The sequence below is a fragment of the Bradyrhizobium guangdongense genome (genome assembly GCF_004114975.1).
Lineage (GTDB): Bacteria > Pseudomonadota > Alphaproteobacteria > Rhizobiales > Xanthobacteraceae > Bradyrhizobium > Bradyrhizobium guangdongense.
In genome coordinates, this window is record NZ_CP030051.1 from 369,845 (window position 1) to 388,166 (window position 18,322).

The following is an 18,322-nucleotide window of genomic DNA, read 5'->3' on the forward strand; positions in this document are numbered from 1 at the left end:
AGCCCGCTCATCCTGGCGGCCATAGAAAACCTACGACCTTCGTCTCGCATTCTTCAACGTCTCGGACGGCAGCTCGCCGACCTCGCGCCGGTACTCGGATGCGAAGCGGCCAAGGTTTCTGAAGCCGCATTTGAAGGCCACCGCGAGTACGCTGGTCTGCCCGTCAGGCCGGCGTAGCATCTCCGCCGCGCGATGGAGGCGAATGCGCCGCGCGAACTGGCCGGGCGAACCGCGTCCGGCATCGGAAAACTCTCTGAAAACGGTCCGCACGCTCACATTGGCAATCCCGGCGATCATTTCCAGGTCGAGCGGTTCGTCCCAATGAGCCTCGATGTAGGATTCGACGATATCGATCACGGTCCGGTTGGCGCCCGGCGGCGAGCGCTGCAGCCGATCCGTGAAGTTGTGCCTGTGCGCCAGAAGCATTCGCACCATCAATGCCCGCTCGAGTTCGGCGATGGCGACGGGTGAGTATTCGTGCCCGAACTTCTCCAGCTCCTCTGCAAATCTGAAAACATCGTGGCGCAGATGCGTCATGACCGCGGGATCGGGCTCGCTCGCAACGAAGCGCAGTCTCGCGCCGGAATCGTCGCCGATCATGCTCTTCAGCAGGCGCTCCGTCGCAAGCGTGTCTATCCTCACCACCAGCTGACGATAGCCCGGTCCGAAGCTGAGATTCAGCCGGGTGTCCCCCATCACGACCGGACTCCAGGCCTCGATCGGCCGGCTGTCCCCATGGGTTCTGAAGCTTGCATGGCCCTGAATCGAGAAGAACTGGCGGAGGATTTGCGATTCGGGAAATGCGAGCGATGCCTCGCCGTCATAGGCGCAGAACGCGATGCCGATCGCATTGAGGAGAGCAAAATTCGCCTGGACGCCAAACGTATCGCCGCGCCTGTCGAATCGGTCGGCGCCGTATTCCGCGAACAGCCGGTCGCGCGCGAACTCGCTGTCGCGCGACCGAAGCAAAGGATAGCGGTCGAGATAGGAAACGGAGCCCAAATCAGAATCCTCAAAAGCTCAAATTAGTGAATCGGACTCGGGGCGCCACCAATTGGAAATTGCAGCGAAGAACTGCGGGACGCAACGGATACGTTCGCGAGAGCCGGGCAGATCACGCCGCCCCCTGCGACAAAATGCCTGAACACGCAGCGCCCCTGCCAGGCGCCACCTTTGCCTGTCGCAGACCAACCAGTCCGGAAGGCACGGAGGTCTATTCAGTCCTTCGCGGTTGGGTTCTGCCGAATACCGATAGTCGCCTTAGGCCAGCCTTCGCAATTTATGCCCGGTAACGGCGCCGATCTCATCGGGTGTCGCTGTCAGGTTAATCGCGCTGGCAAAATCCGGCCATTGTGTCTTCGATCGGGCAAATACTCTGATAATTCGATTCATATACTTGCTCGCTACGTGGGTGGCGTGTGCAGCGGTGGTCGCGAGCGCACGACCTCCGGTGGGATCATCATACTGATGCCGTTCTCGAGCGAATGCGCCACGAACGGAAGCCAATGTCGGAGCAGAAAAATGTTCGGTCGCAAGTCCAGGATTGATGCACAAGCGCGGCTCGATGCTATTGGCCGCTCCCAAGCGATGATCGAATTCAACCTGGACGGCACGATCATCACGGCCAACCAGAACTTTCTCGACGCTCTCGGCTATCGGCTTGACGAGATTCAAGGCAAGCATCATTCCTTGTTCGTGCCGGCCGACCAGCGCGACAGTGCCGAGTACAAGGCATTCTGGGCCGCGTTGAATCGCGGCGAATATCAGGCGCGCGAGTTCAAGCGGATCGCGAAGGACGGGCGCGAAGTCTGGATCGAAGCGTCCTACAATCCGGTGCGCGACGGCGACGGCAAGACGGTCATGGTCGCCAAGATCGCGACCGAGATCACGGCCAAGAAGCTGCGCAGCATGGCGGATGCGTCCAAGCTCGCCGCCATCAGCCGCGCTCAGGCCGTCATCGAGTTCAAGCTCGACGGCACCATCGTCACGGCCAACGAGAATTTCTGCAAGGCGCTCGGCTATTCGTTATCCGAGATCGAGGGCAAGCATCACAGCCTGTTCATGCCCGCAGCAGAGCGCGACAGCGCCGCCTACCGCGAATTCTGGGAGAAGCTCAACCGCGGTGAGTACCAGGCCGGGGAGTTCAAGCGGATCGGCAAGGGCGGCAAGGAGGTGTGGATTCTGGCGAGCTATAATCCCGTGCTGGACGACGCGGGCAAGCCGTTCGGCGTCGTCAAATTTGCGAGCGACGTCACCGCACAGAAGCTGAAGAACGCCGACCTCGCCGGCCAGATCGCGGCGATCGACAAGGCTCAGGCGGTGATCGAGTTCAACATGGACGGCACGATCATTACCGCCAACCCCAATTTCCTCGGTGCGCTCGGTTATTCCCTGGATGAGATCAGGGGGCGCCATCACAGCATGTTCGTCGAGCCCAGCGAGCGCGACGGCGCGGCATATCGCGAGTTCTGGGCGGCGCTCAATCGCGGGGAGTATCAGGCGGCCGAATACAAGCGCATCGGCAAAGGGGGCAAGGAAGTCTACATCCAGGCGTCCTACAATCCGATCCTCGACCTCAACGGCAAGCCGTTCAAGGTCGTGAAATATGCCACCGATACCACCAGGCAGGTGCTGGTCCGCATGGGCAACGAGCGCGTCCGCGGCATGATGGAATCGGTCGCCGCCGGCTCGGAGGAGCTCAACGCATCGGTGCGGGAGATTGCGGAAGCCATGACCAAATCACGCGAGACCGCGATCGGGGCGGTGGAGCAGGTCGCCTCGGCCGACGCACAGGCTCAGCGTCTCACCGACGCCGCGCAGGCGATGAGCGGGATCGTCGAGATGATCAACAACATCACCGGGCAAATCAACCTGCTGGCGCTCAATGCCACGATCGAATCGGCGCGCGCCGGCGAAGCCGGCCGCGGCTTCGCCGTGGTCGCATCCGAGGTGAAGGGCCTGGCCAACCAGGCCAAGCAGGCCACCGACAAGATCGCGCAGGAGATCGGCAGCCTCAATGGAATTTCCGGCGATGTCGTCAGCGCGCTGAGCTCGATCAAGCAGGCGATCAACAACGTCAGCGAATACGTGACCTCGACGGCCGCGGCGATCGAGGAGCAGAGCACGGTGACCAACGAGATGTCGACCAGCATGCAGCGCGCAGCCGCAGAAGCGGCTGCGATGGCGGGCCGTGGCTGATCGGGACCGGGCGACCCGCGCGGCGCTCAGCGCTGCGCGTGGTCGGCGCGGTCGAGCGATTCCAGCGTCGCGGCGTTGGCGCAATAGCCGTGATAGTTCTCGGCGGCGGTGCCCTCGGCGAGATCGCGGTCGCATTGTCCCTTGTGATTGCACAGCGAGCAGACCCGCTCCAGGTCGCGCAGCAACAGCGGCTGGGCGCGGCCGAGGGCTTCTGCGCTGATGCCGAGCTGCTCCAGCATCTTCGGCAGTTCGTCTGCCGAGTGCTTGCCGTGACGGACCAGCTCCTCGAGATCGTCAGGCGCAATCCTGAGGTCGCTCGCAATCCGGTCGAAATCGGCGCGATCGAGCTGCCGCATCTCGTTCACCTCGCGGCGATGCTTCAGCCAGCCGGCAAAGGACTCGATGAGATCCTGGACGATGGGATAAGGCCTGCTTGCGGTGCTCATGGCGAAGCTCCATTCGAACGGCGGAATTGGAGCGAATTAAGCACAATGATGCAGGAGCGCGTTGCGCTGGATCAAACAGGAAAGAGCGTCGCGGCCTCCGCTGCACCTCTCCCGCTTGCGGGAGAGGTCGGCGCGTCCGGCGATGCAAAGCATCGTCCCGTGCGCCGGGTGAGGGCTTTCTCCCCTTGGTGGTTCTCGCTTGCGGAGACACCCCCACCCCAGCCCTCCCCCGCAAGCGGGAGAGGGAGCGCACCTTATGCGCGGCAGCTATGCAAACCGCTCCGCCGCCCACGCATAGAGGCTCCCCGGGATCGGCTTTTCGCCGCCGCGGCCCTTGGGCGAGATGTGCAGGCCGATGATCTCGGGATTGGTGACGAGACCGAGATAGCTGGAGGGGTCGAAGAACAGCTTTGGCTCGGCATGCACGGCGTAGAACGACTGTTTTGGCAGCGCGTTGTGCAATTCGCCGGTGCGGCGCGCGAGTGCGGTGAGCGCCGCCGGCCCGTAGATCGCGATGCGGATATCCGAGAGGCGGTTCGAGCCGCCGCGCAGTCGGCGCATCGCGAAGGTGATGCGGTGGCGCAGCGACAGCCAGTTCGGCGTCAGCTCCTCCTGCTCCATCAGCTCCTCGAACGCGCGCACGATGCCGTGCTCCGGCGGCAGATAGATCACGGAATTGCCGAGCTGGCGCGGCCGCTCCCACGCGAAATAAGGTTTTGCCGGATCGATCTCGACGGGCTTGAGCAGCAGCACGTCGGCATCGAGCCAGAGGCCGAGACCCTTGGCCATCAGCTTCATGCGGAAGAAATCGCTGAACTGCAGAATGGTCCAGTCGCGCCAGCTGCCGTCAGGCTGCGGCGGCCGCAGCCGTTCGGAGAACGCGTGCGGCAGGATCGCTTCCGCCTCCGCATTCTCGATCCCGGCAGGCAGACCGGGAATGGGGTCGAAGCTGTAGACGGTGACCTTGTGGCCGGCCGCGAGCTGCGAGCGCAGACAGGTCTGGCGCAGCGCGTCCATCGGGCCATGCCAGAAGGTGACGATCTCAGGCAGCATAGGCGAGCTATAGGGACAAGTGGGGCAAAGAAAAAGCCCCGGCGCCTTCGACGCCGGGGCTCAAACGGAAATCTGAAGCTAGGCCCAGGCGCGCTCGCGCTTGAGCTTCTCTTCATAGGTGTCGATCGAGGCCTTCTTCTCCATAGTGAGACCGATGTCGTCGAGGCCGTTGATCAGGCAGTGCTTGCGGAACGGGTCGATCTCGAACTTGACCTTGCCGCCGTCGGGACCGCGGATCTCCTGGTTCGGCAGGTCGATCGTCAGCGTCGCGTTGGCGCCGCGCTCGGCGTCGTCGAACAGCTTGTCGAGGTCTTCCTGCGAAACGCGGATCGGCAGAATGCCGTTCTTGAAGCAGTTGTTGTAGAAGATGTCGCCGAACGAGGTCGAGATCACGCAACGGATGCCGAAATCGAGCAACGCCCAGGGCGCGTGCTCGCGGCTCGAGCCGCAGCCGAAATTGTCGCCGGCGACCAGCACCTTCGCGTTGCGATAGGCGGGCTGGTTGAGGACGAAATCCGGGTTCTCGCTGCCGTCGTCCTTGTAGCGCTGCTCGGAGAACAGCCCCTTGCCAAGGCCGGTGCGCTTGATGGTCTTGAGGTACTGCTTCGGAATGATCATGTCGGTGTCGACATTGATGATCTTCAGCGGCGCCGCGACGCCTTCCAGCGTAGTGAACTTGTCCATCTCAGGCTTCCCGGTTTGCAGTCAGGGGAGGGCTGTTTAGCCCGGTTGGAATACGAATCCTAGGCCGGATTCGGCAATCTTGGATCTGTCAGATCTGCTCTGTCAGCTCTGCGGAGCCATGCTGTCAGGGGCAAAGCCGGTCGGCAGGCCGTCGATGCTCTCCACGTTCTTCAGGCCCCAGTATTTTCGCAAATTGTTGACGCCCTGCGCCGTCCAGTAGCGGATGAGGCTGCCACGCTCCTGCTTGTAGTCGAACAGGGGCACGCCCATACCGCACGATGTCTGCACGAGGTCGACCGAGAGACGCACGATCTGGCGTGCCCCGGCCATGTCCTCGAATCGAGGGGCGAGCTCGGCGTACTCAGGCGTGCCGCGCATGATCGATCGCCCCTGGCCGTACAGCCGCAGGATCATCGGCGGGCCATCGAAGGCGCAAAACATGATGGTCAGCCGCTTGTCGTCTGAAGCGATCAGGTGCGCGCGGGTTTCGCTGCCGCTGCCGGTGCAATCGAGATAGGCGACATCGTTCTCTCCGAGCACCCGGAACGAGGACAGGCCCTTCGGGGAGACGTTGATGCGTCCCTTCGGCGGGGCGCTGGCAACGAAGAAGAGCTTCTGCCGCGCGATGAACGCCGCGTGCTCGGGTTCGATCCTGGCGAATTGCTTGCCCATGTCCGTGCCTCCTTTGCGCAGCGACGAAATCGGGATAGAACGCTAGCATTTGGTGGGTACTGGTTTAAGCATCTAACTTATGCTAGTATAATTACCACCATGGTAGGACAGGATCCGGTTGCTCCGGCTCTCTCGCTCAGCACGTTCTTGCGGGCGCTCCGGGAGCGGCAATCTCCGGCAGAATTCGGCCTCGCCGCCGGACCGAGACGGCGCACACCCGGCCTCCGGCGCGAAGAGGTCGCTCAGCTCTGCGGATTGAGCGCCACCTGGTACACCTGGATCGAGCAGGGTCGCGATGTCTCGGTCTCAGCCGCGACCCTTGCGCGCCTCGCACGCGGATTGCGGCTGTCACGGGCCGAGCGCAGCTATCTGTTCGAAGTTGCCGGCAAGCGCGATCCCGAGCGGCCGGGCCAAGGGGATGATCCACCCGAGGCGGTTCTGGCCTGCGTCGACGCGATCGACGGTCCCGCCTACATCCTCGATCGCATCTGGAGCGCGCGTCGCTGGAATGCGAAAGCCTCCGCGCTCTTTGCAGGATGGCTCGATACTGGCGGCGAGACGAACCTGCTGCGCTACATCTTTCTCAGGCCGGAGGCCAAAACGCTCATCCTCGATTGGACGGCCCGCGCGCATCGCGTCGTCGCGGAGTTCCGCGCCGCGGTGACGGCCTACTCCGACGATCCGGATATTCGCCGGCTCGTCGATGAGCTGCGAATTGCAAGCCCCGACTTCGCGCGCTGCTGGGAGACGCAAGGCGTGCTGGCGCGCGAAGGTGGCGAACGCGCCTTCAATCATCCGGCGATGGGATTGCTGAACTATCAGCAGGTGTCGCTGTCTCTCGCGGGCTGGCCCGACTATCGACTGACGATGCTTCTCCCCGCACCGCGCCTCGATTAAGTCCGCGTCCTATTCCGCTTGAGCCTCGATGCCAGCCATGTCGTCGTCGGAGAGGCCGAAATGGTGGCCGATCTCGTGGATCAGGACGTGGCGAACGATATGGCCGAGGCTTTCGTCGTGCTCGGCCCAGTAATCCAGGATGGGCCGTCGGTAGAGCCAGACCATGTTGGGCAGCCGCGCCACGTCGCCAAAACTCTGCTGGGGCAGGCCGACGCCTTGGAACAGGCCGAGCAGGTCGAACTCGCTCTCGCATTCCATCTCGTCCAGGACCTCGTCGGTGGGGAAGTCGTCGACGCGGATGATCAGGCCTTCGCAGAGGCTGCGAAATTCCTTCGGCAGGCGTTCGAAAATATCGTGCGCCGCCACCTCCATCTCGGCCAGCGAGGGCGCTTTCAGGTCCGTCCACATCGGCTTGTCTTAGCGCGGGTTTCGCGGCGACGCATCCGGCTTTATAAGCGCAGCGAGGTTGACGGGCGCCGCCAAAACGGGGAGCGTGGGCCCGAGGTCGAGGGTGGTTCAGGTGGGCGAAAAAATGCGAGCAAAAACAGCGGTGGCGCTACTGTGCATGGGGTTGTTTTCGCAAGCTGGCGTGAGCGCGCGGGCGGAGACGCTTGCTCAAACCGCCGGCCCCGAACTCCGTATCGCCCAGGCGGTCTCGCCCGACGACGTCCCGCCGCCCCGCAGGCGGCCCCAGACCCGCCTCCGGGTCACGCCCTATGAAAGTCCCGATGGCGTCTATCCGCGCTACAATCCGGGCCCCGACGCGGTCCGCGAGTGCAACGTCGCCTATGTGCAGGAACACAGGCCGAGCGGCACGGTGATCACGCCGCATATGAGCTGCTATTGGCGCCGCGGCTGATACGCGGGTCGGAGGTCAGCATGACGAAATGGATTGCACTCGCTGTTGTCGTCGCACTTGCGAGCGGCATGTCCCACGCCTCCGCGGCGCAGCGCGTGACCAAGCTGCCGGATGCCTCGGCCGGGCGCGCGATGTTCGATGGGCGGCGGCACGCGCGATACGACGTCGCGCGGTACACCCCACGTCCCGATCCGCACTATTACGCGCGGCCGGTTTATTACCGTCCCTATCCCTACGGCGTGCCCGCGCCGTTCGTGTTCGGCTACGGGCCGTTCTGGTGACGCGATCAATTCGTTCGTTCATGGCGCGTTCACGTCGCTGTTTCTAGTTTGATCCTCGGGAGCGACTGCAATTGAACAGCGCCGGCGCGCGACGCTGCGCCGCAATGACGCTGTCCACATTCAGGGAGAGATTCCATGCTGAGGATGTTGCGTCCCGGTGCGAGCCCGCTGCGCCTGCTCGGGCTTGCGGCCGTTGCTGCTCTGATAATTTCATCAGGGACTGCGCGCCGCGCTGAAGCGATGACGCCGATCAATCCGGCCGCGTTGCCTGCTGTGAAGACTGCCAGCGACGCCACGATCACGCCGGTCCGCTTTGGCGGCGGTGGACATGGTGGCGGCGGACATTTCGGCGGCTTCCACGGCGGCGGAGGTCATTTCGGCGGCTTCCACGCCGCGCCCGCCTTCCATGGCGGCGGGATGCGCTACGGCGGCATCCATTATGGCGGCTATCACCGTCACTGGGGCGGCGGCTACTATCGTCCGTATTACGGCTATCGCCACTTCCACCGGCGCTATTATTACGGCGGCTACTATCCCTACTATTCCTACTATCATTATCCGCGCCGCTGCCGGATCATCTGGACCTATTACGGCCCGCGCCGCATCTGCCGCTGGCATCATTGGCACCGCTGGCACTATCCGTACCGCTATTGGTAAGTGCAGTCGAAATTGAAAAGGGCGCCTCTTGGCGCCCTTTGTGCGTGGCTCAAAGCCAGCCCTTCACATTCCACGACGACGGCTTCCACCGCATCAGCGTCTCGATCTTCCATTTTTTGAACATCGCCGGCGGCCAGCGGCTGAGCTTCGAGGCTTCCTCGACCTCAGGCTTGGCGACGATGCGAAGTGGCGTCGCCCGCCGCCGGTGCTGACGGGTCGCATCGCTGATCAGGTCGACATATTCAGGCTTGTTGGCCATGACACTGCGTCCTCGCGTGGACGCAGTGTCATGGCCGGGGATTAACGGCGATTTACCGCATCAGTGACAATTGTCGGGAACAGCTTAGCGCCAGTCCCTGACGTCGACGAAGTGACCCGCGATCGCCGCCGCCGCGGCCATCGCCGGCGACACCAGATGCGTGCGGCCCTTGAAGCCCTGGCGGCCTTCGAAATTGCGGTTCGAGGTCGAAGCGCAGCGCTCTTCCGGCTTCAGCTTGTCCGGATTCATGGCAAGGCACATCGAGCAGCCGGGCTCGCGCCATTCGAAGCCCGCCTTGATGAAGATCTTGTCCAGACCCTCGGCTTCCGCCTGCTCCTTCACGATGCCGGAGCCCGGCACCACCATGGCGTTGACGTTCGCCGAAACGGTCTTGCCTTCGGCGATCTTCGCGGCGGCGCGCAGATCTTCGATGCGGCCGTTGGTGCAGGAGCCGATGAAGACGCGGTCGAGCTTGATGTCGGTGATCTTCGTGCCCGCGGTCAGGCCCATGTACTTCAGCGCGCGGTGCTTGGAGATGCGCTTGGCCTCATCCGCGATCTTGTCAGGGTCGGGCACGATGCCGGTCACCGAGATGACGTCCTCGGGGCTGGTGCCCCAGGTCACGATCGGCGGCAGCTTGGCCGCATCGAGGCGCAGTTCGTGGTCGAAATGCGCGCCTTCGTCGGAGCGCAGCTTCTCCCAGTAGCGCATCGCCGCATCCCAATCCGCGCCCTTCGGCGACTTAGGACGGTCACGCAGGAAGTCGTAGGCCTTCTGGTCGGGCGCGACGAGGCCGGCGCGGGCGCCGCCTTCGATCGACATGTTGCAGACCGTCATGCGGCCTTCCATGCTGAGCGCACGGATCGCATCGCCGGCATATTCCAGCACGTAGCCGGTGCCGCCGGCGGTGCCGATCTCGCCGATGATGGCGAGGATGATGTCCTTGCCGGTCACGCCGTCGGGCAATCTGCCGTCGACGGTGACGCGCATGTTCTTCGCCTTCTTCTGGATCAGCGTCTGCGTCGCCAGCACATGCTCGACCTCTGACGTGCCGATGCCGTGCGCGAGCGCGCCGAACGCACCATGCGTCGAGGTGTGGCTGTCACCGCAGACGATGGTGGTGCCGGGCAGCGTGAAGCCCTGCTCGGGACCGATGACGTGGACGATGCCCTGGCGCTTGTCGAACTCGTTGTAATACTCGATGCCGAATTCCCTGGCGTTTTCGGCCAGCGCCTTGATCTGCTCGATGCTTTCAGGATCGGGATTCGGCTTGCTGCGGTCGGTGGTCGGCACGTTGTGGTCGACGACGGCGAGCGTCTTCCCGGGTGCGTGGACCTTGCGTCCCGTGGCGCGGAGGCCTTCGAAAGCTTGCGGCGAGGTCACCTCGTGCACCAGGTGGCGGTCGATATAGAGCAGGCAGGTGCCGTCCTCGGCTTCGTGCACCAGATGGTCGTTCCAGATCTTGTCGTACAGGGTGGTCGGCTTGGACATGAGCGTCAGCTCCAAGAGAATGTGTGAAGCAGATGTGCGCGATGTTCGCGCGGGGCAACAAAATCGTCGGCGCAGCTTCTAGGCTGCGCGAATAAGCTCTGACGTTGCCGAGGTCGCGAAGCGTCCGAAGAAACGGCCAGGCAGCCGCGAGCGATCGTCGATGACGATGCGCCGGGGGCTCACGAAGCTGGTCAGATCTGGAAACATTCCAAGAATATATAGCAGGCCAAGTTGGAAGCGCGAGTGGTTTGACGCGCACGGCTGACGCAACAAAAAAGCGCGGGACCGAGTCCCGCGCTTTTCGAAAATCGCCTCGTGGCGAAGCTTACTCGTTGACGGCCTTGGCGTGCTCGGTCTTCTCGACGATGCGGGCCGACTTGCCGCGCAGGCTGCGGAGATAATAGAGCTTGGCGCGACGCACCTTGCCGCGACGCACCACCTTGATCGAGTCGATCATCGGCGACATCACCGGGAACACGCGCTCGACGCCCTCACCGTAGGAGATCTTGCGGACGGTGAAGCTCTCGTTGAGGCCACCGCCGGAACGGCCGATGCAAACGCCTTCATAGGCCTGCACGCGGGTGCGGTCGCCTTCGACGACCTTCACGTTGACGATCACGGTGTCGCCGGGACCGAATTCCGGAATGTCCTTGCTGGCGGAGAGCTTGTCGAATTGCTCTTTTTCAAGCTGTTGGATCAGGTTCATGGGTAAATCTCCATCGGCGCGCCCAGCCTTGGAAACGGGGGCTGCGCGAAATTCGTATCCAGCCATTGCGGATGTGGGCGCTCCTATAAGGCAAGCCGGAGCGTTTGTCACCCGTCTGTCTTGTTTTTTGGCGTTTTTTGGCGTCCGGGCCGATTCGGGGCCTTGGGCGGGATTTGGGCCCATAAATCCGGCCGCCGGGCCGCCGTCAGGGCCTCGGATTGCGCCCGCCGCCAGCTGGCGACCTTGGCATGGTCGCCGGAGGTCAGAACCTCCGGGATCGGAACCCCCTCGAACAGCTGGGGGCGGGTGTATTGCGGGTATTCGAGCAGGCCATCGGAAAAACTCTCTTCGGTTCCCGAAGCTTCCTTGCCCATCACCCCCGGCAGCAGCCGGACGCAGGCGTCAATCAGAGCCATCGCGGCGATTTCGCCCCCCGACAGTACGTAATCGCCGATCGAGACCTCCTCCAGGCCGCGGCCGTCAATCACCCGCTGGTCGATCCCCTCGAACCGCCCGCAGACGATCAGGGGACCGGGCCCCTGGGCGAGCTCCATGACGCGGGCCTGGGTCAATGGCCGACCGCGCGGGCTCATCAGCAGTTTCGGCCGGTCCGGGCCAATTTCGGCGGCGTCGATCGCCGCCGCCAGAACATCCGCCCGCAGCACCATGCCCGGCCCGCCGCCGGCCGGGGTGTCGTCGACGCTGCGATGACGGTCCGTGGCGGAGGCCCTGATGTCCCGCGCCTCGATCCGCCAGAGGCCGGACGCCAGCGCCCGCCCCGCCAGGCTCACGCCGAGCGGCCCCGGAAACATCTCCGGAAACAGCGTCAGCACTGTCGCGCGCCAGGGGGAGGGATTGGTCATGGCCGCTGGTTAGGGCATTGCGCCCGGCAGGTCGAGACCTCGAATTTGCGAGATCCCGAGTTGGTCAGGCGCGGCCGCCGTCGGCGAGATGCGATCCCAGCAGCAGCGCGAGCGGGCAGATCGCCAGTGCCGTGGCGGCCGTTGCGACTGTCGCCAGCGTCGGGCCAAGGGAGTCGCCGAGCAGGCCATAGAGCACGGGCGCGGTTGCGCCAGATCCGATCGTCCCGGTGTAGAACAGTGCGAAGGCGCGCTCGGTGCGATCAGGCGAGGTGAGCTCGGAGACCGTCCCGTACAGCACCGAGGATGTGCCGTTGAGCATCACGCCCAGCAACGGCAGCACGATGATGGCCGGGATCAGCGGCAATAGCAGCACCGCGACAATCAGCGCAGCCGTCCCGCCTTCGGTCAGCAGCACGGTGCGGATCGTGCCGATGCGCGCACCGAGCCAGCCGCAGGTGAATTTGCCGGCAGCGCCGCCGATGAACAGCATCGCGAGCGCAACCCCGCTCGTTGGCAGTGAAGCGCCCTTGTCGCGCAGCAGGAAGGGCAGGAAGGTGAGAAAACCCATTCGCACCGCGCTGTCGAGAATTCCGATCGCGAGCAGCCAGGAGAATCCGCCGCGGCCGGGATTGGTGCCATGCGTCGTAACCGCTGATGTCTGGGCAAAATCCTTGCCGACGGTCGGCATCAGCAGCGCAAGACAGAGCGCGACAAGCAGGCCCATCAATGCGATCAGAAGCAGCGCGTGCCGCCAGGACACGATCACCAGCAGCATCGCCGTCAGGGCCGGAAGCGTCGCCTTGCCGAGATCGCCACTGAAATTGTAGATGCCGAGCGGCCCGCGTGCCGCCTGGCCATAGGCGCGCGACACCGCGGCCGAGGCGAGCGGATGCTGCGTGCTCGCGCCGGCGCCGGACACCAGCAGCGCAAGGCCCAGTCCGACGACACTGCCGGAGAGCCCCGCGAGCACATAGCCGAGCGCCGCCACCATTGTGCCGAGCGCGAGCAGGATCTTTCCATCGATCCGCTCGGCGAGGTGGCTGATCGGGATCTGCAGCCCGGCCATCGCGACCGAATAGAGCCCGCGCATGATGGCCAGCAGCCCGTAGCTGAGCGCGAACTCGCCCTGCCACACCGGCAGCAGCACATAGATCAGATCCGTGTAGCCGTCGTGGAGGGCGTGGTTCATCCCGGTTGCCGCGAGCGTGCGGCGCGGCTTGCTGAGAGATACCGGATCTGGAGCGAGTGCTTGCGATCGCGATAGAAAATTTGAAGGAAAGATTGCCAAGGCTCAAGTCCAGCGCAGCCGAAAGTAAAGGTTGGTGAGTGCCTTGGCTTTCATTATGCGGTCTTCAAGAAGCTGTCACAAACCAGTAATAATCAGACCTCGCGTTAGAAATTCTATTGTACCGTCCATGTTCGTTCCCCGCCGCAGCCTGCCGCCGCTGAACGCCGTCCTCGCCTTCGAGGCGGCGGCCCGGCTCGGCAGCTTCAAGGAAGCTGCCGTCGAGCTTGGCGTGACGCATGGCGCGGTCAGCCAGCAAATCCGTCTGCTCGAAAGCTGGCTCGGGCCGCCGGCGCTATTCCGACGATCGGTTCGGCGGGTCTTGCTGACGCCGGCCGGCGCTGCACTGCTTGCCGAGTTCGCACCCGCGCTCGATCGCGTCTCCGCCGCCGTGCAGCAACATCGCAAGCGACGCGGCGAGGCGCCGGCCGCGGTGCTGCGCGTCAACGCGCTTGCGACGTTCAGTCTGCGCTGGCTGCTGCCGCGCATGACAAGGTTTCGCGCCGAGCATCCCGATATCGAGGTGCGGCTGTCGACTTCGAATGATCCGGTGGATGCGTTGCCAGAGCTGTTCGACGTCGTGATACGCGGCGGACCGGACACGTTTCACGGCTTTGCGGCGCGCTTTCTGCTGTCGGAGCAGCGGCTGCCGGTATGCAGTCCCGCGCTGCTGGTAAAACTGCCGTTGACGGAGGTCGCGGATCTCAGCCGTCATACGCTCCTGCACGTTACCTCGATGCCGCGGCTATGGCGCGACTGGCTGACCGATGCGGGCGAGCCCGCGCTGGAGGGCGCGGCATCGCTGATCTTCGATCATTTCTATCTGACGCTTCAGGCTGCGCTCGACGGCCTCGGCGTCGCCATGGGGCCGACGGCGCTGATTGCCGACGATCTTGCGGCCGGACGCCTGATAACGCCGTTTCCGGACATCAGCCTGCCGGCCCGCAGCTATTTTGCGTATTTTCCCGTAGGGCGTGACGACGATCCGCATCGCGCGGTATTTTGCGATTGGCTCGAGCAGCAGGGACGTCAGACAGGTGAGCGCGGCTAGCGCTCCTCGCCCTCGATCTCCTGCGGGAGCGCGATCACGACGCGGCCGCCCTTGATGTCGACTTCGGGCACCACCGCATTCGAGAACGGCAGCAGCATCGTCGCGCCCTTGAGGGGGGCGATCTCGATGATATCGCCGGCGCCGAAATTATGGATCGCGAGCACGCGTCCGAGCGCATCGCCGTCAGTTGTGACGGCGGCGAGCCCGATCAGGTCGGCGTGATAATATTCGTCCTCGTCGGTCGCGGGCAGTTTTTCGCGCGCGACATAGAGTTCGATGCCGTTGAGGCGCTCGGCCTCATCGCGGGTCGTGACGCCCTTGAACGTCGCGACCAGATGGTCCTTGGCTTCGCGGACCTGCACCAGCTCGAACTGGCGCTTGCCGTCCTTGGAGACAAGCGGACCGTAGCGCTTCACGGCAAAGGGATCCTCGGTGAAGGTCCACAATTTGACCGCGCCGCGCACACCATGCGCAGCGCCGATCCGCGCGACGCAGATCAGCGCCGACATGGTCTGGCCTTAGCTCTTCGCAGCCGCTTCGGCCTGCGCCTTGCGCTCCTTGCGCGGCACGGCCTTCTCGGGGTTGTTGCGCGCTTCGCGCTTCTTGACGCCGGCGGCGTCGAGGAAGCGGGACACGCGGTCCGACGGCTGCGCGCCCTTGGCGAGCCAGGCCTTCACCTTGTCCATGTCGAGCTTGAGGCGGGTCTCGTTGTCCTTCGGCAGCAGCGGGTTGAAATAGCCGAGACGCTCGATGAAGCGACCATCGCGCGGGAAGCGCGAGTCGGCGACGACGACGTGATAGACGGGACGCTTCTTGGTGCCTGCGCGGGCGAGGCGGATAACGACGGACATTCAGTTCTCCTTCAAAGTACGTTTTGTTCGGTTGATTGGCATTTCGCGTTGCGCGAGACCGAAGCGATCCCTCGCAACGAATTCCTCATTTCTTCTTGCCCGGGAAACCGCCGAGGCCCGGCAGCGTCGGCTTGCCGCTCAGCCCGGTCAGTCCGGGCAGGTTCGGCAGGCCGGTGCGAAGACCGGGCGGCAAATCCTTGGGCAGGCTGGGCAGACCCTGTCCGCCGCCGCTCTGCATCTTCTCCTGCAGCGCTTTCATCTCCTCCGGAGACGGCATCTTCATGCCGCCGCCAAAGCCCATCGCCTGCGCGATGCCGGCGAGCGGGCCGCGCTTGCCCGAGCCCATCGCCTTCATCACGTCGGCCATGTTCCGGTGCATCTTCAGGAGCTTGTTGACGTGCTCGACGCTCTGGCCGGACCCTGCCGCGATGCGCTTCTTGCGGCTGGCCTTGAGCATATCGGGATGACGGCGCTCGTCGCGCGTCATGGAATCGATGATGGCGACCTGGCGCTTCAGGATCTTGTCGTCGATGCCGGCGGCGGCGATTTGATTCTTCATCTTGGAGATGCCGGGCATCATGCCCATCAACCCGCTGATGCCGCCCATGTTGGCCATCTGCAGCAGCTGCTCACGCATGTCGTTGAGGTCGAATTGCCCCTTGCGCATGCGCTCGGCGGTGCGCGCAGCCTTCTCGGCGTCGATATTGGCGGCGGCCTTCTCGACCAGCGACACCACGTCGCCCATGCCGAGGATACGGCCGGCGATACGATCGGGGTGGAAATCTTCCAGCGCGTCGGTCTTTTCGCCGGTACCGATCAGCTTGATCGGCTTGCCGGTGACCGCGCGCATCGACAGCGCGGCGCCGCCCCGGCCATCGCCGTCGACGCGCGTCAGCACGATGCCGGTGAGGCCGACGCGCTGATCGAATGCGCGCGCGAGATTCACGGCGTCCTGGCCGGTGAGCGAGTCCGCGACCAGCAGGACTTCATGCGGGTTCGCAGCAGCTTTGATCGCCGCTGCTTCCGTCATCATCTCTTCGTCGAGCGTGGTGCGGCCGGCAGTGTCGAGCAGCACGATGTCGTAGCCGCCGAGCTTGCCGGCTTCCAGCGCGCGCTTGGCAATCTGCGGCGGCTGCTGTCCTGCCACGATCGGCAGCGTCGGAATGTCGAGGTCGCGGCCGAGCACGGCCAGCTGCTCCATCGCCGCCGGACGATAGACGTCGAGCGAAGCCATCAGCACCTTGCGCTTGTCGCGCTGGACCAGGCGGCGGGCGAGCTTTGCGGTGGTGGTGGTCTTACCGGAGCCCTGCAGGCCGACCATCATGATCGGCACAGGCGGCACGGAGTTGACGTCGATGGTCTGGCCTTCGGCGCCGAGGGTGTTGACCAGCTCGTCATGGACGATCTTGACCACCATCTGGCCTGGGGTGACCGACTTGACGACGGTGGCGCCGATCGCCTGCTCGCGGACGCGTTCGGTGAAGCTGCGCACGACCTCGAGCGCAACGTCGGCTTCGAGCAGCGCGCGGCGCACCTCGCGCATCGCGGCGTCGACGTCCTTCTCAGTCAGCGCACCGCGCCCCGTCAGACGATCGAGAATTCCGCCAAGCCGTTCCGACAGATTGTCGAACAATGAAGTGGTCCTGTTGCTGTCCCCCGGTGAGAGGGCGCGCCTTTATTCACCTCTGTCATGCCCCGGCTTGACCGGGGCATCCAGTACGCCGCGGCACCTCGGTTCCAGCCGAGCCGCCTTTGGGATACTGGATCGCCCGATCAAGTCGGGCGATGACCACTTCCTTGGGCAAACAATCTTCCAAACACCTTTGCGCCCGAGGGCGCATCGCGCTGTCGGGCGTTGACCTCTGGCCTCCGGGGCCAGTCGGCGGGTCGAAAAGAAAGCCTTTCCGAGAAAGTGGCTGGGTTAAACGCCGCTCACGCCCAAAAGTCAAGGAAAGTTAGGCTGCCGGCACGGCTTTGCCAGGACAAGGCCTTGAAAAGAGGAGGTTTCCGGCGACGGGTTCCTTTTTCGGCGGCCCCGCCCATATAGCCGGTGATGTCTTACCTCTCCGACCAGCCTCGATGTCCCGCATGAAAACCTATGACGGTCCCGCCTCCGACCATTTCAACGGCCTGCATTTCTTCGATCCGGACGGCGCGCCGCCAAAATCGCTGCGCGAGGTGCTGCGCTGGCAGTTCAGCGGCGGACGCCAGCGCGCGAAATGGCCGGATTGGGCCCCGAGCCCTCATGCCGACACCCCGCAGGAGCGCGTCGACGGTGGCAAGGTGCGGCTCTCCTTCATCGGCCATGCCAGCTGGCTGATCGAGACCGGCGGCCTCAATATCCTGGTCGATCCGGTCTGGTCGATGCGGGTCTCGCCGGTGGCCTGGGCCGGGCCGAAGCGGCACAACGATCCCGGCATTGCCTTCGAGAAGCTGCCCAAGATCGACGTCGTGCTGGTGTCGCACGGCCATTACGATCACCTCGACATCGCGACGCTGTCGCGGCTCTCCAAGAACTTCGCCCCGCGGGTGGTCACCCCCCTCGGCAATGACGTGACGATGCGCCGGGCTGACTCCACCATCAAGGCGCACGCGTTCGACTGGCATGATCGCGTCGAACTCGGCGGCGGCATTGCCGTGCATCTGGTCCCGACCCGCCACTGGACCGCGCGCAGCCCGTTCGACCGCAACAAGGCGCTGTGGGCGAGCTTCGTGCTGGAGACGCCGGCGGGGAAGATCTACATCGTCTGCGATTCCGGCTATGGCGACGGCAGGCATTTTCGTCGTGTCGCGGAGCGGCACGGAGCTTTGCGTCTGGCAATCCTGCCGATCGGCGCTTACGAGCCGCGCTGGTTCATGCGCGACCAGCACATGAACCCGGAAGATGCGGTGAAGGCGCTCGCTGATTGCGGCGCAGAGCAGGCGCTGGGCCATCATCACGGCACGTTCCAGCTGACGGATGAGGCGATCGACGCACCGGCCAAGGCGCTGGTGGAAGCACTCGACGCGGCGAAGATTCCGCAGGCGCGGTTCGTGGCGATGAAGCCGGGGCAAGTGGTGGAGATTTAG

The 18,322-nt window shown here is 64.2% G+C and carries 21 protein-coding genes; 7 read left to right on the forward strand and 14 right to left on the reverse strand.

Annotation, left to right across the window (positions count from 1 at the left end):
* Window positions 1-30 precede the first annotated feature (30 nt).
* Window positions 31-1,002, reverse strand: coding sequence for a helix-turn-helix transcriptional regulator (locus tag X265_RS01750; RefSeq protein ID WP_128963354.1), 972 nt, complete (start codon window positions 1,000-1,002; stop codon window positions 31-33).
* Between the two features lie 519 nt (window positions 1,003-1,521).
* On the opposite strand from X265_RS01750, the gene X265_RS01755 reads away from it, so the two are divergent.
* On the forward strand, window positions 1,522-3,198 hold the full coding sequence (locus tag X265_RS01755; protein ID WP_128963355.1) for a methyl-accepting chemotaxis protein: 1,677 nt from the start codon (window positions 1,522-1,524) through the stop codon (window positions 3,196-3,198).
* 26 nt (window positions 3,199-3,224) lie between these two features.
* On the opposite strand, the gene X265_RS01760 is transcribed toward X265_RS01755, so the two are convergent.
* The 4 genes from X265_RS01760 to X265_RS01775 form a co-directional block, all read right to left on the reverse strand.
* Window positions 3,225-3,644: a DUF6455 family protein gene (locus X265_RS01760; RefSeq protein ID WP_128963356.1), complete on the reverse strand. Its 420-nt coding sequence runs from the start codon at window positions 3,642-3,644 to the stop codon at window positions 3,225-3,227.
* A gap of 267 nt (window positions 3,645-3,911) precedes the next feature.
* Window positions 3,912-4,697 (reverse strand): glycosyltransferase family 32 protein, encoded by a 786-nt coding sequence (locus X265_RS01765; RefSeq protein ID WP_128963357.1) that lies wholly within the window; start codon window positions 4,695-4,697, stop codon window positions 3,912-3,914.
* A 78-nt stretch (window positions 4,698-4,775) separates the two neighbouring features.
* Window positions 4,776-5,381 carry a 3-isopropylmalate dehydratase small subunit gene (gene leuD / locus X265_RS01770; RefSeq protein ID WP_128963358.1) on the reverse strand — a complete coding sequence of 202 codons (606 nt, stop codon included), beginning with the start codon at window positions 5,379-5,381 and terminating at the stop codon, window positions 4,776-4,778.
* Window positions 5,382-5,483: 102 nt separating this feature from the next.
* Window positions 5,484-6,053, reverse strand: a complete 570-nt coding sequence (locus X265_RS01775; protein WP_128963359.1) for a pyridoxamine 5'-phosphate oxidase family protein — start codon at window positions 6,051-6,053, stop codon at window positions 5,484-5,486.
* A 99-nt stretch (window positions 6,054-6,152) separates the two neighbouring features.
* Between X265_RS01775 and X265_RS01780 the strand changes: the two genes are divergently transcribed.
* Window positions 6,153-6,950 (forward strand): helix-turn-helix transcriptional regulator, encoded by a 798-nt coding sequence (locus X265_RS01780; RefSeq protein ID WP_128963360.1) that lies wholly within the window; start codon window positions 6,153-6,155, stop codon window positions 6,948-6,950.
* A gap of 9 nt (window positions 6,951-6,959) precedes the next feature.
* Here X265_RS01780 and X265_RS01785 read toward each other — a convergent pair whose 3' ends face one another.
* Entirely contained in the window at window positions 6,960-7,358 is a 399-nt protein-coding gene (locus X265_RS01785) for a metallopeptidase family protein (RefSeq protein WP_128963361.1), read from the reverse strand.
* Between the two features lie 157 nt (window positions 7,359-7,515).
* On the opposite strand from X265_RS01785, the gene X265_RS01790 reads away from it, so the two are divergent.
* The 3 genes from X265_RS01790 to X265_RS01800 all read left to right on the forward strand — a co-directional run bounded on the left by X265_RS01790 (window position 7,516) and on the right by X265_RS01800 (window position 8,747).
* A complete protein-coding gene (locus X265_RS01790) occupies window positions 7,516-7,809 on the forward strand; it encodes a hypothetical protein (RefSeq protein ID WP_164938959.1) in 294 nt (97 codons plus the stop codon).
* Between the two features lie 20 nt (window positions 7,810-7,829).
* Complete coding sequence (locus X265_RS01795; RefSeq protein ID WP_128963363.1) at window positions 7,830-8,090, forward strand: hypothetical protein; 261 nt, start codon at window positions 7,830-7,832, stop codon at window positions 8,088-8,090.
* Between the two features lie 135 nt (window positions 8,091-8,225).
* Window positions 8,226-8,747: a hypothetical protein gene (locus X265_RS01800; RefSeq protein WP_128963364.1), complete on the forward strand. Its 522-nt coding sequence runs from the start codon at window positions 8,226-8,228 to the stop codon at window positions 8,745-8,747.
* A gap of 49 nt (window positions 8,748-8,796) precedes the next feature.
* Here X265_RS01800 and X265_RS01805 read toward each other — a convergent pair whose 3' ends face one another.
* The 5 genes from X265_RS01805 to X265_RS01825 form a co-directional block, all read right to left on the reverse strand.
* A complete protein-coding gene (locus X265_RS01805; protein ID WP_128963365.1) occupies window positions 8,797-9,006 on the reverse strand; it encodes a hypothetical protein in 210 nt (69 codons plus the stop codon).
* 84 nt (window positions 9,007-9,090) lie between these two features.
* Window positions 9,091-10,497: a 3-isopropylmalate dehydratase large subunit gene (gene leuC, locus X265_RS01810; protein ID WP_128963366.1), complete on the reverse strand. Its 1,407-nt coding sequence runs from the start codon at window positions 10,495-10,497 to the stop codon at window positions 9,091-9,093.
* A 325-nt stretch (window positions 10,498-10,822) separates the two neighbouring features.
* Window positions 10,823-11,203: a 50S ribosomal protein L19 gene (gene rplS, locus X265_RS01815; RefSeq protein WP_128963367.1), complete on the reverse strand. Its 381-nt coding sequence runs from the start codon at window positions 11,201-11,203 to the stop codon at window positions 10,823-10,825.
* A gap of 107 nt (window positions 11,204-11,310) precedes the next feature.
* Window positions 11,311-12,066, reverse strand: a complete 756-nt coding sequence (trmD, locus tag X265_RS01820) for a tRNA (guanosine(37)-N1)-methyltransferase TrmD (RefSeq protein WP_128963368.1) — start codon at window positions 12,064-12,066, stop codon at window positions 11,311-11,313.
* A 64-nt stretch (window positions 12,067-12,130) separates the two neighbouring features.
* Entirely contained in the window at window positions 12,131-13,255 is a 1,125-nt protein-coding gene (locus tag X265_RS01825; RefSeq protein WP_164938376.1) for an MFS transporter, read from the reverse strand.
* 226 nt (window positions 13,256-13,481) lie between these two features.
* On the opposite strand from X265_RS01825, the gene X265_RS01830 reads away from it, so the two are divergent.
* A complete protein-coding gene (locus tag X265_RS01830; RefSeq protein ID WP_128963370.1) occupies window positions 13,482-14,402 on the forward strand; it encodes a LysR substrate-binding domain-containing protein in 921 nt (306 codons plus the stop codon).
* Here the strand turns inward: X265_RS01830 and rimM are convergent.
* The 3 genes from rimM to ffh all read right to left on the reverse strand — a co-directional run bounded on the left by rimM (window position 14,399) and on the right by ffh (window position 16,886).
* Window positions 14,399-14,911 carry a ribosome maturation factor RimM gene (gene rimM / locus X265_RS01835; RefSeq protein ID WP_128963371.1) on the reverse strand — a complete coding sequence of 171 codons (513 nt, stop codon included), beginning with the start codon at window positions 14,909-14,911 and terminating at the stop codon, window positions 14,399-14,401. The genes X265_RS01830 and rimM overlap by 4 nt on opposite strands.
* A gap of 9 nt (window positions 14,912-14,920) precedes the next feature.
* The gene (gene rpsP / locus X265_RS01840; RefSeq protein WP_061850367.1) at window positions 14,921-15,253 is read right to left on the reverse strand and encodes a 30S ribosomal protein S16; all 333 of its coding nucleotides are present in this window, start codon (window positions 15,251-15,253) and stop codon (window positions 14,921-14,923) included.
* An 85-nt stretch (window positions 15,254-15,338) separates the two neighbouring features.
* Window positions 15,339-16,886 (reverse strand): signal recognition particle protein, encoded by a 1,548-nt coding sequence (gene ffh, locus X265_RS01845; RefSeq protein WP_128963372.1) that lies wholly within the window; start codon window positions 16,884-16,886, stop codon window positions 15,339-15,341.
* 446 nt (window positions 16,887-17,332) lie between these two features.
* Between ffh and X265_RS01850 the strand changes: the two genes are divergently transcribed.
* On the forward strand, window positions 17,333-18,322 hold the full coding sequence (locus X265_RS01850; protein WP_128963373.1) for an MBL fold metallo-hydrolase: 990 nt from the start codon (window positions 17,333-17,335) through the stop codon (window positions 18,320-18,322).

What these genes read in the sequence shown, in the direction of transcription:
- X265_RS01755 (WP_128963355.1), top strand. Translation starts at nt 1,522, where the DNA reads ATGTTCGGTCGCAAGTCCAGGATTGATGCACAAGCGCGGCTCGATGCT.
- X265_RS01760 (WP_128963356.1), bottom strand. Translation starts at nt 3,644, where the DNA reads ATGAGCACCGCAAGCAGGCCTTATCCCATCGTCCAGGATCTCATCGAG.
- X265_RS01765 (WP_128963357.1), bottom strand. Translation starts at nt 4,697, where the DNA reads ATGCTGCCTGAGATCGTCACCTTCTGGCATGGCCCGATGGACGCGCTG.
- leuD (WP_128963358.1), bottom strand. Translation starts at nt 5,381, where the DNA reads ATGGACAAGTTCACTACGCTGGAAGGCGTCGCGGCGCCGCTGAAGATC.
- X265_RS01775 (WP_128963359.1), bottom strand. Translation starts at nt 6,053, where the DNA reads ATGGGCAAGCAATTCGCCAGGATCGAACCCGAGCACGCGGCGTTCATC.
- X265_RS01780 (WP_128963360.1), top strand. Translation starts at nt 6,153, where the DNA reads ATGGTAGGACAGGATCCGGTTGCTCCGGCTCTCTCGCTCAGCACGTTC.
- X265_RS01785 (WP_128963361.1), bottom strand. Translation starts at nt 7,358, where the DNA reads ATGTGGACGGACCTGAAAGCGCCCTCGCTGGCCGAGATGGAGGTGGCG.
- X265_RS01790 (WP_164938959.1), top strand. Translation starts at nt 7,516, where the DNA reads ATGGGGTTGTTTTCGCAAGCTGGCGTGAGCGCGCGGGCGGAGACGCTT.
- X265_RS01795 (WP_128963363.1), top strand. Translation starts at nt 7,830, where the DNA reads ATGACGAAATGGATTGCACTCGCTGTTGTCGTCGCACTTGCGAGCGGC.
- X265_RS01800 (WP_128963364.1), top strand. Translation starts at nt 8,226, where the DNA reads ATGCTGAGGATGTTGCGTCCCGGTGCGAGCCCGCTGCGCCTGCTCGGG.
- X265_RS01805 (WP_128963365.1), bottom strand. Translation starts at nt 9,006, where the DNA reads ATGGCCAACAAGCCTGAATATGTCGACCTGATCAGCGATGCGACCCGT.
- leuC (WP_128963366.1), bottom strand. Translation starts at nt 10,497, where the DNA reads ATGTCCAAGCCGACCACCCTGTACGACAAGATCTGGAACGACCATCTG.
- rplS (WP_128963367.1), bottom strand. Translation starts at nt 11,203, where the DNA reads ATGAACCTGATCCAACAGCTTGAAAAAGAGCAATTCGACAAGCTCTCC.
- trmD (WP_128963368.1), bottom strand. Translation starts at nt 12,066, where the DNA reads ATGACCAATCCCTCCCCCTGGCGCGCGACAGTGCTGACGCTGTTTCCG.
- X265_RS01825 (WP_164938376.1), bottom strand. Translation starts at nt 13,255, where the DNA reads ATGAACCACGCCCTCCACGACGGCTACACGGATCTGATCTATGTGCTG.
- X265_RS01830 (WP_128963370.1), top strand. Translation starts at nt 13,482, where the DNA reads ATGTTCGTTCCCCGCCGCAGCCTGCCGCCGCTGAACGCCGTCCTCGCC.
- rimM (WP_128963371.1), bottom strand. Translation starts at nt 14,911, where the DNA reads ATGTCGGCGCTGATCTGCGTCGCGCGGATCGGCGCTGCGCATGGTGTG.
- rpsP (WP_061850367.1), bottom strand. Translation starts at nt 15,253, where the DNA reads ATGTCCGTCGTTATCCGCCTCGCCCGCGCAGGCACCAAGAAGCGTCCC.
- X265_RS01850 (WP_128963373.1), top strand. Translation starts at nt 17,333, where the DNA reads ATGTCCCGCATGAAAACCTATGACGGTCCCGCCTCCGACCATTTCAAC.